The 15,622-nt window shown below is 32.2% G+C and carries 14 protein-coding genes; 10 read left to right on the forward strand and 4 right to left on the reverse strand.

What is annotated here, in order from left to right:
- Window position 1 precedes the first annotated feature (1 nt).
- Window positions 2-658: a DUF2490 domain-containing protein gene (locus P8625_RS08015; protein WP_279649947.1), complete on the reverse strand. Its 657-nt coding sequence runs from the start codon at window positions 656-658 to the stop codon at window positions 2-4.
- 1 nt (window position 659) lies between these two features.
- Window positions 660-1,223, reverse strand: coding sequence for a hypothetical protein (locus P8625_RS08020; RefSeq protein ID WP_279649948.1), 564 nt, complete (start codon window positions 1,221-1,223; stop codon window positions 660-662).
- Window positions 1,224-1,335: 112 nt separating this feature from the next.
- Between P8625_RS08020 and P8625_RS08025 the strand changes: the two genes are divergently transcribed.
- The 7 genes from P8625_RS08025 to P8625_RS08055 all read left to right on the forward strand — a co-directional run bounded on the left by P8625_RS08025 (window position 1,336) and on the right by P8625_RS08055 (window position 11,146).
- Window positions 1,336-1,704 (forward strand): BlaI/MecI/CopY family transcriptional regulator, encoded by a 369-nt coding sequence (locus tag P8625_RS08025; protein WP_279649949.1) that lies wholly within the window; start codon window positions 1,336-1,338, stop codon window positions 1,702-1,704.
- Entirely contained in the window at window positions 1,704-4,010 is a 2,307-nt protein-coding gene (locus P8625_RS08030; protein WP_279649950.1) for a M56 family metallopeptidase, read from the forward strand. Before P8625_RS08025 ends, P8625_RS08030 begins: the two co-directional genes overlap by 1 nt.
- An 80-nt stretch (window positions 4,011-4,090) precedes the next feature.
- A complete protein-coding gene (locus P8625_RS08035) occupies window positions 4,091-5,191 on the forward strand; it encodes a DUF4407 domain-containing protein (protein ID WP_279649951.1) in 1,101 nt (366 codons plus the stop codon).
- Between the two features lie 70 nt (window positions 5,192-5,261).
- Window positions 5,262-7,175, forward strand: coding sequence for a DUF3857 domain-containing protein (locus tag P8625_RS08040; protein WP_279649952.1), 1,914 nt, complete (start codon window positions 5,262-5,264; stop codon window positions 7,173-7,175).
- 7 nt (window positions 7,176-7,182) lie between these two features.
- A complete protein-coding gene (locus P8625_RS08045) occupies window positions 7,183-7,602 on the forward strand; it encodes a hypothetical protein (RefSeq protein ID WP_279649953.1) in 420 nt (139 codons plus the stop codon).
- 377 nt (window positions 7,603-7,979) lie between these two features.
- A complete protein-coding gene (locus P8625_RS08050) occupies window positions 7,980-9,194 on the forward strand; it encodes a transglutaminase-like domain-containing protein (RefSeq protein ID WP_279649954.1) in 1,215 nt (404 codons plus the stop codon).
- Complete coding sequence (locus P8625_RS08055) at window positions 9,194-11,146, forward strand: DUF3857 domain-containing protein (RefSeq protein WP_279649955.1); 1,953 nt, start codon at window positions 9,194-9,196, stop codon at window positions 11,144-11,146. The genes P8625_RS08050 and P8625_RS08055 overlap by 1 nt, the downstream gene beginning before the upstream one ends.
- A gap of 12 nt (window positions 11,147-11,158) precedes the next feature.
- Here the strand turns inward: P8625_RS08055 and P8625_RS08060 are convergent, their stop codons facing one another.
- Window positions 11,159-11,617, reverse strand: a complete 459-nt coding sequence (locus tag P8625_RS08060; protein ID WP_279649956.1) for an Lrp/AsnC family transcriptional regulator — start codon at window positions 11,615-11,617, stop codon at window positions 11,159-11,161.
- Window positions 11,618-11,780: 163 nt separating this feature from the next.
- Between P8625_RS08060 and P8625_RS08065 the strand changes: the two genes are divergently transcribed.
- From P8625_RS08065 to P8625_RS08075, 3 genes are all read left to right on the forward strand, one after another.
- Complete coding sequence (locus P8625_RS08065; RefSeq protein WP_279649957.1) at window positions 11,781-12,980, forward strand: aminotransferase class I/II-fold pyridoxal phosphate-dependent enzyme; 1,200 nt, start codon at window positions 11,781-11,783, stop codon at window positions 12,978-12,980.
- A 361-nt stretch (window positions 12,981-13,341) separates the two neighbouring features.
- Entirely contained in the window at window positions 13,342-14,808 is a 1,467-nt protein-coding gene (nhaC, locus tag P8625_RS08070; RefSeq protein WP_279649958.1) for a Na+/H+ antiporter NhaC, read from the forward strand.
- A 42-nt stretch (window positions 14,809-14,850) separates the two neighbouring features.
- Window positions 14,851-15,309: a GNAT family N-acetyltransferase gene (locus P8625_RS08075; protein WP_279649959.1), complete on the forward strand. Its 459-nt coding sequence runs from the start codon at window positions 14,851-14,853 to the stop codon at window positions 15,307-15,309.
- Here the strand turns inward: P8625_RS08075 and P8625_RS08080 are convergent.
- Window positions 15,286-15,522 carry a hypothetical protein gene (locus tag P8625_RS08080; RefSeq protein ID WP_279649960.1) on the reverse strand — a complete coding sequence of 79 codons (237 nt, stop codon included), beginning with the start codon at window positions 15,520-15,522 and terminating at the stop codon, window positions 15,286-15,288. The genes P8625_RS08075 and P8625_RS08080 overlap by 24 nt on opposite strands.
- Window positions 15,523-15,622 lie beyond the last annotated feature (100 nt).

A 15,622-nucleotide genomic window follows, 5' to 3' on the forward strand; every position in this document is an offset into this window, starting at 1 on the left:
TTTATAGAGAAATATACCAAGTGGTTCTAAACCACAACGAGTTGTTTTGAATCAAATCAAAAACCTGACCCCATCGGTAATCGAAACCAAACTCTAATTTATCCTTTTCACTAAGCTGATATCCCAAATAGGGAGCCAATCTAATTTCAAAATCTTGCTTATTAAACTGATATAAATATTCGTTTGATAATTTTACATACCACTCTTTAACATCTACTTTTTTACCACTTAATGCCTTTTGAAACGTAGCCCTATAGCGAGTTCTGTATTGCGGAGTTACTTGCGATTGAAAAAACTGCTCAAAACCTAATCGGTGCCCTAATTTTATTCCGTTTAAGTTTTGCACCAAATTAAAATGCTGTAACGTTCTGTGAATGGTTTCACCTTCTTTAAATCGAAGAATATACCCCACATTTACCGATTGATCTAAATCAGTTTTAAAAGAAAAAATAGACGATACATCTACCAAACTATGCGTAAATTGAAAATCTTCATTGTAAATAATCTCTCTAGCCTCTATACTATTTACCCATTTTGTTTTCTCTGATAATTTAGTTGATGTGTTTACTTTTGGCAACCATCCGCCCACAAAAGTAGATTGCGAAGCAACCATGAATGTTGTAAAAAAGAACAGGAGTACAAGTGTTTTTTTTACCATCTTAAAACTCTAAATTATCGTTATTTTGCGGTGCAAATTCTAATTCTTTTATTAGGGTTCCGTCACCAGTCATTAAAATTTCGAAAAGCTCAGTAGTAGCATTTTTCTTCCCTTTTATCACGATTTCATAAAGCACCTTTTCTCTGCTGTTTAGATTCTCTTTTGCAAGTCCGATGCAAGATTCTTGCTCAGTAAGCCATTGTTCTTGAATTTTTTTTATTTTATATTTTTTAAAATGATTGTTTAATGTTTTTTTTATTGCCTGCTGCCTTTTTACAGCTAACTCTCTCCACTTAATTTTTCTTTCCACATCTAAAAGGTTTCCCTTTTCATCAAATTCTATACTGTAAACATGCCTGTCTTTACAAAATTTCGCTTCTATTGTTTTTCCATCCTGACTTTCTTCTGCATACCATTTTATGCGCGCATCAAAGTCGCATTTATTAATAAAAGATTTTGCCTTTAGCGGAACTTCATTCAATTTTATTTTATACTCTTTTTCAAATTTTTGCTGAGAAAAAGAAGTTACAACTACCGCAAAATAAATTATAACAAAGCATTTCATAATCTTATTTTTTTAATACTTAAAAGTACGAAATTTTATTTTTATCAACTCTACACTTGTAGAATGAAAAATATTTTCTACATTTGTAGAGTTAAATCTAATTTTGTTAGCCATGCAATTATCAAAAACCGAAGAACAAGTAATGCAATACTTATGGAAATTGAAGAAAGCATTTATGAAAGATTTACTAGGTGAATTTCCAGAACCAAAGCCAGCAACCACAACCGTTGCTACTTTATTAAAAAGAATGAAGGACAAGGGTTTTATTGATTATAAATTGTATGGAAAATCAAGAGAATATTTTCCTTTAGTTAAAAAATCAGATTATTTTTCTAAGCATGTAAACGGGTTAATAAAAAACTTCTTTAACAACTCGGCGAGTCAATTTGCTTCATTTTTTACTGAAAAAACAGACTTGTCGGTTTCAGAATTAGAAGATTTAAAAAAAATTATCGATCAGCAAATTAAAAAACAACAGTGATGATTACGTATTTTATTAAATCTGGAATTTGTTTGGCATTATTGCTTGTCTTCTACCATTTGGTATTAGAACGAGAAAAAATGCATCAATTCAATCGATTTTATCTGTTAGGAAGCGTGCTCTTTTCGTTTGTTGCTCCGCTTTACAAAATATATATTGAAGTTCCTTTACCTGCTTCCAAAGTATTTGTTCCAACAACCATAAACAACACCCTAACTACAGAAGTTGTTACCCCTCAAATAGAAACCATAAACTACACACAATTTTTATGGTTCGCCTATCTACTCATTGCTTCGATTTTACTGATTCGCTTTCTAAAAAATTTGAGAAGTATTTACATAAAAGTTAAACGACATCAAAAAATAAAAAAAGAAAAAGCTACGCTTGTTTTGGTTGATGATAATATTTGTCCGCATACATTTTGGAATTATATTTTCATCAACAAAGAAGAATACAACTCCAATAAAATCGAAACCGAACTCTATACGCACGAATTGACGCATGCTACACAAAAACACACCTTTGACGTAGTGCTAATTGAATTGTTACACGTGGTTTTTTGGATAAATCCAATATTTATCTTCCTTAAAAAAGCAATGAAGTTAAATCATGAATTCTTAGCAGATACCAACGTTATAACTACCTGTAAAAACACTACCAAGTATCAATATTTACTATTGAATAGAGCTGCTTGGAACAACGAATATTACTTGGCCAGTAATTTGAATTATGTATTAACTAAAAAAAGATTATTAATGATGACAAAACAAAGTTCTCGTATCAATATGTTACTAAAAAAGCTGGCGGTAATTCCCCTATTTGTAGGATCTACCTTCCTTTTTGCTGAAAGAGTAGCAGCTTATGAAAACAACAGTGAGCTTTTGGATGCTGAAATTACCAAAAGTGAATTGCCAAAAGAGATAGTTCCTACTGATTCTTCGGTATTAGAAAACAGTAAAGAAAAGCTAAAAAAAGTAACCTCGCTACCATTGAGTTCTGATGATAAAACACAGCCCGAAAAATTTCTTGCCGCTGTTAAAAGAGACGGTGATCATGTTCATTTAAGTTGTTACAATTGTAAAAGGTGGGCAGGTTTAGATATTCCATTAAATAAAGAGTTTATCATAACCGATTGGGGATTTTCAAACAACAGTCATGTAGCCATAAGTGAATATGCTTTTACCATTAAAGCAACAGAGAAAGAAATTTTTTTTAAAGGCTTAAAGAATACTGCTTGGCTCGATTTGTCTTTTACTCTACATGAAAATAGAACACAATATTTGAATCAAAGTGGGATGGTTGCTATGAATAAAAAAGATTTAAAAATAAGAAAAGACAATTTTAATCTAGAATTACTACGTGAGTTTACTTTCAGGAATAGTACTTATAAAATTAGTCACAAAACTAACGGAGATGCTTATTACAGGAATTATTATCAGCTTACGGAAAAAGAAAAATCGAAGCTTCAGCCTAGCACAAATTTAAACAAGGAACAACAAAAAGCTTTTGAAGAGTTCAAAAACTTAAAAGCGCTTAATAAATTGCCTCCTGTGAAAACAGTAGATATTATTTTATCCTACCGTAAGTTCGTTGATAAAATTAAATTTGAAAAAGTATATAGGAAAGGTGATTTTATCTCATTAAACAATATTTACAAGAAACTTTCTAAAAATCAAAAAGCACTTGTAGAAAAACCTTCATCTGTTTTCAATGCTACAAAAACTGAAAATTGGAACATCAACGATTCAATTCCAAAGCCACCAGCTAATAACAAAACTGGATATAAATATGTAAACAACCAGACGTTATTTTACGTAAAAAACGACCAAGGCATTACTTATTACAATCGTTGGGGTCAAGTAGTAACCAAAGAAGGAAAAATAATAAACCCAGCGCAAACTGCTTCCGACAAAATTATCCCTAGTCAAAATATAGCAAAAGTGCATAAGGATGATAAAGTGGTGAGTGAGTTTAAGAAAACAAACGTACCCCCTCTACCCTCTACTCCCAATTTTCCAGAGGTAAAAAAAGGAGAGGTTTCAAACATACCGCCTCCAAATCCTCCTACAGCACTACAAGGAGAAGTATCAAACATACCGCCTCCACCAAAGCCTATACCTCCTTTGGAATACATCAAAAAACATAAAGGAAACAACACGGAATATTACTACAACGGTAAAAAAATAAGTTATAAAAAAGCTATCAAAATTTTAGAGGCTAACAGTTCTATAAACTTACAAAGTTGGCATAAAAATGGGAAAGCAACATTTAAACTTTCAGACGAACCCATAACGATAAAAATTTAATACTGTTAAAAGCCTCTTAAACGAGGCTTTTTTTGTAACAATTCTTTAAAACATTCGTTGTTAGCATATAAGCCTATTCTATGTTGAAACGATTTTTCCTTCTTTGTTCTGGGGCAGATTTAGAATTACTTCAAAAATGTGCCAACGGAGAACAAAATAAATATGCGGGCATTGGTGCTACCGTTTTTTTTACTGCTTTAATGGCTACCATCGCCGCTTCTTACGCTTTATATAAGGTATTTGACAATATATATACTGCTGTTTTCTTCGGAATTATATGGGGCTTACTTATTTTTAACTTGGATCGATTTATTGTTTCAACCATCAAGAAAAGAGATTCGAAAAGAAAAGAAATTATACAAGTACTTCCAAGACTTTTGCTAGCTATGATTATCGCTGTAGTGATATCTAAACCGTTGGAACTAAAAATCTTTGAAAAAGAGATTAATCAGGTGTTATTGACGGAGAAAAACCAAATGACCTTAAATAATAAAACTCAAATCGCGCAGCAATTTACTCCTGAAATAGAAAAAATAACTATTGAAGTTAACGCGTTAAAAGACGAAATACATACCAAGGAAAATGAAGTAAATGCCTTGTACGAAACGTATATTGCAGAGGCTGAAGGCCGAAAAGGAACAAAACTCCTAGGCAAGGGTCCTGTATACAAAGAGAAACGTGAAAAACACGATGCTGCTTTGGCTGAATTACATGAACTGAAAACTAAAAATGAGGAAAAAATACAGCAAAAGGAAGCTGCCATTACTAGTTTACTAGAAAATCAAAAATTAATTGAAACCGAAACACAACCAATTATTACTAATTTTGACGGATTAATGGCTCGTGTTAATGCCTTGAACAAATTACCTTGGCTACCTTCTTTTTTTATCTTCCTATTATTTTTAGCCATAGAAACAGCTCCCATTTTTGCAAAGCTTATCAGTTCAAAAAGTGAGTATGATTACAAATTAGAAAATCATGAATCTCTTGTAAAAACCTGGATTCAACAACAAGTACATCAACGCGAGGCTATTTTACAAACAGATAAAGAACTGAACGACAGAATTTACGCTGATTTAAAAACAGAAGAAGAATTGTATCAATACAAACAAAAAACAGCCCGTAACCTACTAAAACTTCAGGCAGATTCCTTTTATAAAAATCAGCAGAAAATCTTATAAGACTGTTTTATTTTTATTTTTTGTGAAAATTTTTTAATTTCGTTTCTTTTTAACACAACGAATTAATTGCATGAAAAACACCCATTACACTATCTTTTTTATAGTGTTCATCTTATGTAACAGTATTTTTTCTCAAGAAAACGAACAACTTTCCTCTCTATTTCTTTCAAAAGAATTAAAAGAAAATGCCAATGCTGTAATTAGATTGAATGAAATAATTATCGACATCGATGATGTAGACAAACTAGTGGTAAAAGAAAAAAGAATTGTTACGGTTTTAAACAAACTAGGAAGAACCCATGTCGATGCCTACAAACACTACGACGACGACACTAAAATAACCAAATTATCAGCAGTTATTTACGATGCTTTGGGAGAAAAGGTTAAAAAATATTCAAAAAATGATTTTCAAGATGTAAGTGCCGTAGATGGAGGTACTTTATATTCTGACTCAAGGGTTAAGTTTTTAGAACATACCCCAACATCGTATCCGTATACAGTAGTTTTTGAGTCTGAATACAAAAACTCTTCAACAGGTTTTATTCCCAAATGGTTTCCTATCGAAAACTACTATTTGGCTGTTGAGAAAAGTATTTATTTTGTAAACAATCCTCAAAATATTCCTTTCAGAAAAAGAGAAAAAAACTTTGAAGGGTTCTCAATCAAAAACACTTCTACCGATACGACCTTACATTATACCTTAACCAACCAAAAAGCTATTAAGCGTGAGTACTACACTGTTAATTTTGAAGATTTCGTTCCGAATGCGACTATTTCTTTAAATTCTTTCAGTCTAAAAGGGGTTAAAGGCAACTCTAAAAACTGGGAAGAATTTGGAAAATGGATGTATAATAGACTTATAAAAGACAGAAATGAATTACCTCCTGCTACGGTAGCCAAAGTAAAAAACTTGGTTAAAGACATAGATAATCCAGTAGAAAAAGCAAAAATCATTTATAACTATGTACAAGAGAAAACTAGATATATAAGTGTTCAAGTTGGTATTGGTGGTTGGGAACCCATAGTTGCGAATAAAGTTGACCAAGTTGGCTACGGCGATTGCAAAGGGTTAACCAATTATACGAAAGCTTTATTGGATGCTGTTGGTATTGAGTCTTACCATACCTTAGTTTATGCGGAAAACAAAAAAAATATTGACAAAGACTTTAGTTCACTGCAAGGCAATCACATGATTTTAAACATCCCTAATAATGGGGAAGATATATGGCTAGAATGCACCAGTCAAACCATGCCTTTTGGTTTTTTAGGAAGGTTTACCGACGATAGAGATGTATTGGTTATTACCCCAGAAGGAGGGATTGTTAAAAGAACTCCTGCGTATGTTAATGAAGACAATTTACAAACAATCAAAGCAACTATTCAACTATTGTCTACAGGAAATATTACTGCATCATTAGAAAGAAAATCGTATGGCATTCAATATGACGATAAATACAATGTAGAAAATTTTACTCCTAAAGAACTTGACGATTATTACAAGACCACTGTATGGGATTATGTGAATAATTTAGAGGTAAAGAATATTAATCATGTGAACGATAAAGACAAAATTGAATTTAAGGAAAGCATCGATATTGAAATAGAAAAATTCGCTACGGTAAGAGACAGCAGTTATTTATTCAAATTAAATGTATTTAACCGATATACAGATATTCCTAAAAAATACAGAAATAGGCAACGCCCCTTAGAAATCGAAAGAGGTTTTACTCACAAAGACGAGTTTATTTTTACCATTCCTAAAGGGTATTCTTTAACTAATTTACCAGAAAATAAAAACATCACCAATAAATTTGGCACTTATAAGCTTACTTTCGAACAAGTAAACCCTACAACCTTAAAATATCAAAGAGAGTTTTCTTTGAAGGAAGGAAATCACTCTAAAGAAGACTACAAGACTTACAGAAAGTTTATAAAAACAGTCGCTAAATACGATAACTTAAGAACAGAAATCATTAAACAATAAAAAAGCTATGAAAAAAATAGTATTTATTTTATCCCTAATATTTTTATCTAGTATAAACGCCCAAGACATAAAATTTGGTAAAGTGTCTAAAGAAGAACTAGAAGAAAAACTATATCCTTTAGACTCTACTGCTCATGCTGCTTATCTTTTAAAAGATAGAAGGACTTATTTTCAGTACGACTCAAATAACGGTTTTCAGGTTTTTACAGATTACCATGAGCGAATTAAAATTTACTCTAAAGAAGGATTTGAGTATGCAACAAAAAACATTGTCTATTACGAACCTGATGCTGGCGATTCGGAAAAAATTAGTTCTTTAAAAGCGTATACTTTTAATCTAGAGAATGGTGCTATTGACAAGCAAAAACTTTCAAAGAAAGATGTTTTTGAGGAAAAACTGAACAAATACAGAAGTCAAAAAAAATAACCTTCCCAAATGTTAAAGAAGGAAGCGTAATTGATATCAAATACACCTTAATTTCTCCTTATAAAGATATCAAAAAGCTTAATTTTCAATATGGAATCCCAGTAAAAAAACTTGACTACCAAATTGAATTTCCAGAATACTATACTTTTAATAAGTTTTCTAGAGGTTACTATAGGATTACCCCTAAATCAAGAAAAAAAACAAAATCTATTACACTAACTTCAAAATCAAGAAGTGGAGTTAGAACTGTAAAAACCACATTCCACAGCTCAAAAATTGATTATCTATCAACTATCGACCTTTACCAAGAAGAAAACATTCCTGCTTTAAAAGATGACGAACCATACATTGGAAGTATTAGCAGCTACAGAGGAGGGATGCTATATGAGTTATCTGGAGTTGACTTTTTAAAAATTGGAGGAGATATAAAAAATTACAGTAGTACTTGGGAGGGAGTTTGCAAAACAATCTATAAATCTTCAAGCTTTGGTAGCGAGTTAGAAAAAAGTAATTATTATAAAAACGACTTAGAAACAATCTTAAGCTCTGCTAAAAATGATTACGAAAAAACAGCATTCATTTTTGAATTTGTAAAATCTAAAATCAAATGGAATGGATTCTATAGTAAATACACTGACAAAGGAGTAAAAAAAGCCTATAAAGAGGGTGCTGGTAATGCTGCAGAGATAAACTTAATATTAACCTCTATGCTACGTAGTGCAGGTATCAATGCGAATCCTGTTTTGGTAAGTACAAAAAACAACGGAATTCCTTTATTTCCAACACTAGATGGATTTAATTACGTAATTTCTAAAGTAGATTTTTCTGATGGAAACTATATTATATTAGATGCTACCGAAAAATATGCTACTGCTAACATTCTCCCTTACAGAACCTTAAACTGGTATGGAAGAGAAGTTTTTAAAAATGGAGATTCAAAACAAGTAAAGCTTACTCCTAACTCCCTAACAGAAGATGTAAACTTTCTATTTGTGAAAATTGATGAAATGGGAGACGTTTCAGGAATGTTTAGAAAATCTCTTACTGATCATAATGCCATGTTTTACCGTCAAAAAAACAATGTGAAAAAAGAAGAAGACGTTATTACTTCTACAGAAGAGAAGTATGGCATTGAAATTGAAAATTTTAAAGTACTCAATGCAAAAAACATTAGCAAACCTATCATGCAAACAGTTAAGTTTACGGGCGAAGATTTAATTGAAGAAATCAATGGAAAATTATACTTTTCTCCGTTACTTTTCTTAGCTAAAAATGAAAACCCTTTTAAATCTGGAGAAAGAAATTTCCCTGTTGATTTTGGTATGCCATGGAAAGATAAATATAGTGCGTCAATTACAATTCCTGATGGATATACTGTAGAATCGTACCCAGAAGAATTAGCCATCGGTTTGCCAGAAAACATGGGTGTTTTTCAATATAAAGTTGTTCTCAAAGAAAACAAGATAAACCTGTCGTCAACAACTCAAATCAATTCAAGCATTATACCTCCTAATTATTATTCAGCGATTAAAGAATTTTATAAACAGTTAGTTGAAAAACAAACCGAAAAAATCATACTAGTAAAAAAGTAATGAAAAGATTAACCGCTATTATCGTTTTTTTATGTGTAACTAATGCATTTGCTCAAAAAAATAAATCTACCAAAATTGGAAACATCACTGTAGAAGAATTGAGTATGCAAAGGTATGAACCAGATACAACTGCCAATGCTGTTGTAGTTTATGAGCATGCCAACTACTATTTAGATGAAAAAAGAGATTATAAAAAAACAACTGATTTTTACTTTAAAATTAAAATTCTTAAAAAAGAAGGAGTAGAGAAAGCTACCGTAAGTATTCCGTATTATGGTGATGAAAAAGTACACTCTGTAAAAGGAATTACTTATAACCTTACTGAGAATAATAATATTTTAAAGAATCATCTGATAGAAAGTGAGGTTTACCAAAAAGATGTGTATGGTAAATGGAAAGAAATTACATTTACGCTTTCTAACGTAAAAGAAGGAAGCGTTATCGAATACACGTATTCTGTAACCTCACCATACTCTAAAATTGATGATTGGTATTTCCAAGCAGACATTCCGAAAATTAAAAGTGATTTCACAGCATCTATACTAGGTAATTGGAAATACAATATTCGAATTGTTGGTTTTCTTAAGCTTACCAGAAACGATTCTTTTGCAAAAAAGGGTTGTGTTTATATTCCTGGGCTTGGCGAAGGGGCTTGTTTGATTTTAAATTATGGAATAGATAACATCCCTGCATTTAAAGAAGAGGAATATATGCTGAGTAAAGAAAATTTTATTTCAAAACTTTCATTTGAATTAGAGTCGTTTCACAACCCTAAAGGAGGTGTTGACCGATACACCAAAACTTGGAAAGATGCCGATAAAAGTTTACGCTATGACTTTTTAGACAATCAAACTTCTAAGAAAAACTTTTTCAAAAACCAACTACCTCCTGCCCTACTTAGTATAGAAGATGATTTAAAAAGAGCTAAAAAAGCATATCGTTTTATTCAACATCATTTTATTTGGAATGAAAAATACTGGCCTTCTAAAAAAGTAAGAATCAAAGAAGCTTTTGAAGATAAAACAGGGACTATTTTCGATATTAATTTATCGCTTTACAATGCGCTACAAGCTGCTCAAATTGAAAGTTACTTGGTGTTAACTTCAACAAGAAATAAAGCTGTACCCACAAAACTACATCCTATTGTCGATGATTTTAATTATTTACTAGTTAAGGCTGTTATAAACGACAAAACATACTTCTTAGATGCCACCCACAAACAATTGCCTTTCGGATTGGTACGATACGAATCTTTAAATGGCGACGGTAGGGTACTAGACTTTAAAAAAGGAAGCTATTGGGAACCTATTGAATTAAAGAGAAAAACATTCAGAAATGTCAGAACCCAACTGTTACTAGATGAAGATCTTACATTAAGTGGCGAACTTACAATTTCTAGCGATGGTTTCTTTGCGCTTCACGAAAGAGAAAAATTAAGTAACGTAAGTCGTGAGAGTTATCTCGAAGATTTTGAGTCTGAACATAGCAACCTAGAAGTGGAAGATTTTAAACATGAAAACCTAGATGAAAAAGATGCTCCGTTACATCAAAAATTTTCAATTATATTCGACGATGTAGCACTTAAAACAAATCTCAGAATCAATCCTTTTTTGATAGAAAAGGTGACTAAAAACCCTTTCAAACTCAACCAGAGAGATTATCCTGTTGATTATGGATATCCGAGAAATATTTCTTATGTGCTATCGTTAAAATTACCCGAAGGATACATTGTTAAAAAAATACCCGAAAACAAAGCTTTTGCACTACCGAATAAAGGAGGTCGTTTTGTAGCCAGTTTTAAAAGCACCAATAATTCAATTAGTGTATACTCAAAAATATCACTAAATAAGAGGGTGTTTAGTAGCGATGAGTATCACTACCTAAAAGAGTTTTACAATCAAATAATCAACACTCATAATTCATTTATTGAAATAGAGAAAGTGAGTCGTTAAAACACTCACTTTCTATAAGGCTATGGCTATAGCATTTTTTACCTCTCCAATAGTAAAAATACTATGTGTACTTCCAATGTGCTTGAGTGCTGTTAATTTATGTATCATAAACTCTCGATATGCATCCATATCTTTTACATAAATCTTTAAAATATAATCGTAATCTCCACTTACGTGAAAACATTCTGTTACTTCCTCCAACTTTTTAATTTCCCTCTCAAAAATAGTAATATTCTCTTTGGTATGCTTTTCTAACCGAATATGACAAAAAACTAAAAACGATTTCTCAATTTTATTTTTATTTACCAAGGCAACATAACGCTTAATAACCTTTTCTTTTTCCAATTTTTTAATCCGCTCGTAAACAGCCGTTACCGATAATCCTAACTGCAAAGACAACTGCTTGGTAGTTTGCTTACTATCGAACTGAAGCAATTCCAATAACTTCTTATCTATTTCATCTAATTTCATCTGAAAAAAAAACTATCTCTTTTATATTTATGAAACAAAATAACATAAAAAAACTAAATTTCAATATAAAATTAGAATAATAATCTAATTTTATAGATATATATTGATTTTTATTCTATAAAAAATGAATTTAGCATCTTATTAACACGTAATTTTTACATCGATGAAATTCAAACCTGCCAATAATATACAAGACTTGCAATATTTTGGAGAATTTGGAGGAGTAAATCCCTCAATATCCGATTCTTCTACCTATACTTTTCTATCAGCAAAAACCATGTTTGATACTTTTGAAGGAAATACAGAAGGTTGCTATTTGTACTCTCGCCATTCTTCTCCTTCAAACTTATACTTATCAGAAGCATTAGCGGCGATGGAAGGTACCGAATCAGCAAACGTTGCTGGTTCAGGTATGGGAGCAATTACCCCTACCATTTTACAAATTTGTGGTTCGGGCGACCATATTGTTTCAAGTAGAACTATTTATGGAGGAACGTATGCTTTCTTAAAGAATTTTACTCCAAGAATGGGTATTGAGACTTCGTTTGTAGACATTACTAAATTAGCTATGGTTGAGGCGGCAATTACTAAAAACACGAAGATGATTTACTGCGAAACAGTAAGCAACCCGCTGTTAGAAGTTGCCGATATCAAAGCCTTATCAAAATTGGCTAAAAAACACAACTTAAAGTTAATTGTAGACAATACATTTTCTCCCTTATCTATTTCTCCAGCACAACTAGGAGCCGATGTAGTACTTCATAGCTTAACCAAGTTTATCAATGGTTCTTCCGACACCATGGGAGGAGTGGTTTGTGCAACTACAGACTTTATCAATTCTCAAAAAAGTGTTATTGATGGAGCTAGTATGTTGTTAGGTGCTTCTATGGATTCTATGCGTGCAGCTTCTATCTTAAAAAATATGAGGACTTTGCATATTCGCATGAAACAACACAGTAAAAATGCCCATTACTTAGCTGAGAAATTTGAAGCTGATGGATTAAAAACGGTATATCCTGGATTGCAATCGCATCCTTCTCACGAAGTTTTCAAATCAATGATGAATGAAGAATACGGTTTTGGAGGAATGTTAACAATCGATGCTGGTTCTTTAGACAAAGCGAATGCTTTGATGGAACTCATGCAGGAAAGAAATTTAGGCTATTTAGCGGTAAGTTTAGGTTTTTATAAAACCTTGTTTTCTGCTCCAGGTACTTCAACCTCGTCAGAAATACCTTTAGAAGAACAAAAAGAAATGGGACTTACCGATGGACTCATTCGTTTTTCAATAGGATTAGATAACGATATAGAACGCACGTACCAGATGATGAAAGAATGTATGAAAGAAGTAGATGTGCTGTAAGTTCCTATCTTTCATTTTTGAAACTTGCCATTTTCAGCAACATAAAAACTTCGAAATATCTATAAATCGAGTGCTTCTTTTGTTTGAAAATGGCAATTTTTATTTTCTAATACCAGTGGTTGTCTGAAATTACTGTAAAAGAAAATGAAGACTTTTTTCTTTATATAAAGAAGAAAACGAGAGCATGATCATAGCTACGGTTTCTTTTTATTCTGAAAATAGAAAAGAAAAAAGGGTATTCTATTGCGTTTATTTCAAATTACAAATGGTATGACTAGCTTTTTCAACGATTCACTACACAATTGCGTTTGTGTAATTCTATACAAAATCGTAACATTACAAGCCGTAAAAAATACGAAACATGCAAGACGACAAAAATTTATCTGAAATTGAGATAGAGAACCAAAAAATCATTAAAAATAAAGAGTTACATATCCTAGAAGCAATGATTCCAGTTGTTATTCTAATGGGATTGCTTGCCTATAATATTTTTATTGCTAACGGTACCTGGCTAGGACAATACTCCAATCAATATATTTTACTAATTGGAGGAGGAGTTGCCATGGCAGTCGGTTTTTTTAATAAAGTATCACTTAAAAGAATGATATTGGAAGTATGGGAGAACTGGAAAAGTGTTTTTGTACCCATTTTAATTTTATTTTTAGTTGGTGCTTTAGCGGGTACATGGCTAGTTAGTGGTATTATTCCTGCTATGGTATATTATGGCTTGCAAGTCTTGAGTCCGTCTATATTTTTACCTGCTTCGGTAATTATAGCCGCTATTATTTCAGTTGCTACAGGAAGTTCTTGGACAACTTCTGCTACTGTAGGTATTGCCTTAGTAGGTATAGGTAGTGCGCTAGGAATTCCAACAGGAATGATTGCTGGGGCTGTTATTTCTGGAGCATATTTTGGCGATAAAATGTCTCCTCTATCAGATACTACCAACTTGGCTCCCGCTATGGCAGGCACCGATTTATTTACTCATATTAAATACATGGCATATACCACAGTGCCCACAATTACAATTACGTTACTTATTTTTGCCATACTAAGCGGAACATCCGATACTTCGGGAACTGCTGATATTAGCAGTTTATTATCTTCCATTAATAATACATTTAACATTACCCCTTTGCTATTCATAGTACCTGTGGCAGTAATTGTCATGATTTTACTAAAAACCAAACCTTTGATAGCCTTAGGTGCAGGAGTCGTTTTAGCTGCAATTTTTGCTTTTATTTTCCAACATGATGTATTAATAGGCTTGGCTGAAACAAAGTTCGAATCAATTATAAATGCTATTTTAACTGATACGCAAGTAAAAACTGACAATGAAAAACTCACAGAATTATTTAGTTCTGGTGGTATGAAAGGAATGCTATGGACTATTTTTCTCATTGTTTGTGCTATGGTTTTCGGCGGTGTGATGGATGGTATTGGTGCTTTGTCTAAAATAACTGAAGAACTTTTATCAATAGCTTCCTCTGTATTTGGGCTATTTGCTAGTACTGTGGTAAGTTGTTTAGGGTTAAATGTGGTGGCATCCGACCAGTATTTAGCCATTGTAATTCCAGGAAAAATGTTTAAACAAGCATACGAGGACAAAGGGTTGGCTCCTGAAAACTTGAGTAGAACTTTAGAAGATTCTGGTACTGTAACCTCCGTTTTGATTCCATGGAATACTTGCGGTGCTTATCAGTCTAGTGTATTAGGTGTTGGTGTTGGAGAATATGCTTTATATGCTTTCTTTAACTATCTGAGTCCGTTTACGACCTTATTATTTGCTGCTTTTAGAATTAAAATAAAGCAATTAACATCTAAATAATCGTATTTGAAACCTTGCTCTCTAGCGAGGTTTCTGTTTGTTATGATTGCAAAAGCCCAACTTCAAGATGCTGAAAAACTGACAGAAATAGCTTTAAAAGCTAAAGCATACTGGGGCTATACCAAAGAACAAATGGAAGTTTGGAGAGATGATTTAACCGTAACCACTAAAATGTTTGATGAATGTAATATTTACAAATTTCAAATCCAAAACACTATTGTTGGATTTTATGTTTTGTATAGAGCAAATATCAGAACAAGTTTTTTAGACTTTTTATTTGTTTCTCCTGATTTTATAAAGCAAGGTATTGGTTCAAAATTATTAAATCATGCAAAAGACTATTGTTTGAGTGGTTCTTGTGCTGTATTGAATGTTTTAGCAGACCCTAACGCTGAATCTTTTTATTTAAAACATGGTTTTAAAGTAATTGCCAAACGTAAGAGTGGTATAGAAGGGCGTTTTTTGCCTGAAATGGAGCTATATTTTCCTGAAAATATGTAGTAAAATAGATACTATTAAAAGTACCCAAGGAGTTCCGTGTAAAAACAAGTCAAACCAATCCATAAACTGCATAGCATGTTCTCCAGAAAAAGCATTCCCTCCCATTATCCATTGAAGTTTTCCTACTATATGAGGAGGTCTAAAAGGAGCCAACCCTAACGTTACACTTGCTAGTAAAAACAGCTTCCAGTTTTGTCTTATTTTTTCTTTCATCAGTTGGTATTTAAACGTAAATTCGATGTTGTACATCAAACTTATATTCCTTGTTATTTTCAAATGTTAAAAGTAACACTTCGTGCTATATGACTTACAA

Origin of the sequence: Tenacibaculum tangerinum (assembly GCF_029853675.1) — a bacterium.
GTDB classification, from domain to species: Bacteria; Bacteroidota; Bacteroidia; order Flavobacteriales; family Flavobacteriaceae; genus Polaribacter; species Polaribacter tangerinum_A.

Bases quoted from the DNA above. Each gene is read 5' to 3' on its own strand.
- P8625_RS08050 (WP_279649954.1), top strand. From the start codon at position 7,980: ATGCTATATGAGTTATCTGGAGTTGACTTTTTAAAAATTGGAGGAGAT.
- P8625_RS08030 (WP_279649950.1), top strand. From the start codon at position 1,704: ATGATTACGTATTTTATTAAATCTGGAATTTGTTTGGCATTATTGCTT.
- P8625_RS08075 (WP_279649959.1), top strand. From the start codon at position 14,851: ATGATTGCAAAAGCCCAACTTCAAGATGCTGAAAAACTGACAGAAATA.
- P8625_RS08060 (WP_279649956.1), bottom strand. From the start codon at position 11,617: ATGAAATTAGATGAAATAGATAAGAAGTTATTGGAATTGCTTCAGTTC.
- P8625_RS08025 (WP_279649949.1), top strand. From the start codon at position 1,336: ATGCAATTATCAAAAACCGAAGAACAAGTAATGCAATACTTATGGAAA.
- nhaC (WP_279649958.1), top strand. From the start codon at position 13,342: ATGCAAGACGACAAAAATTTATCTGAAATTGAGATAGAGAACCAAAAA.
- P8625_RS08035 (WP_279649951.1), top strand. From the start codon at position 4,091: ATGTTGAAACGATTTTTCCTTCTTTGTTCTGGGGCAGATTTAGAATTA.
- P8625_RS08065 (WP_279649957.1), top strand. From the start codon at position 11,781: ATGAAATTCAAACCTGCCAATAATATACAAGACTTGCAATATTTTGGA.
- P8625_RS08045 (WP_279649953.1), top strand. From the start codon at position 7,183: ATGAAAAAAATAGTATTTATTTTATCCCTAATATTTTTATCTAGTATA.
- P8625_RS08055 (WP_279649955.1), top strand. From the start codon at position 9,194: ATGAAAAGATTAACCGCTATTATCGTTTTTTTATGTGTAACTAATGCA.
- P8625_RS08020 (WP_279649948.1), bottom strand. From the start codon at position 1,223: ATGAAATGCTTTGTTATAATTTATTTTGCGGTAGTTGTAACTTCTTTT.
- P8625_RS08040 (WP_279649952.1), top strand. From the start codon at position 5,262: ATGAAAAACACCCATTACACTATCTTTTTTATAGTGTTCATCTTATGT.
- P8625_RS08080 (WP_279649960.1), bottom strand. From the start codon at position 15,522: ATGAAAGAAAAAATAAGACAAAACTGGAAGCTGTTTTTACTAGCAAGT.
- P8625_RS08015 (WP_279649947.1), bottom strand. From the start codon at position 658: ATGGTAAAAAAAACACTTGTACTCCTGTTCTTTTTTACAACATTCATG.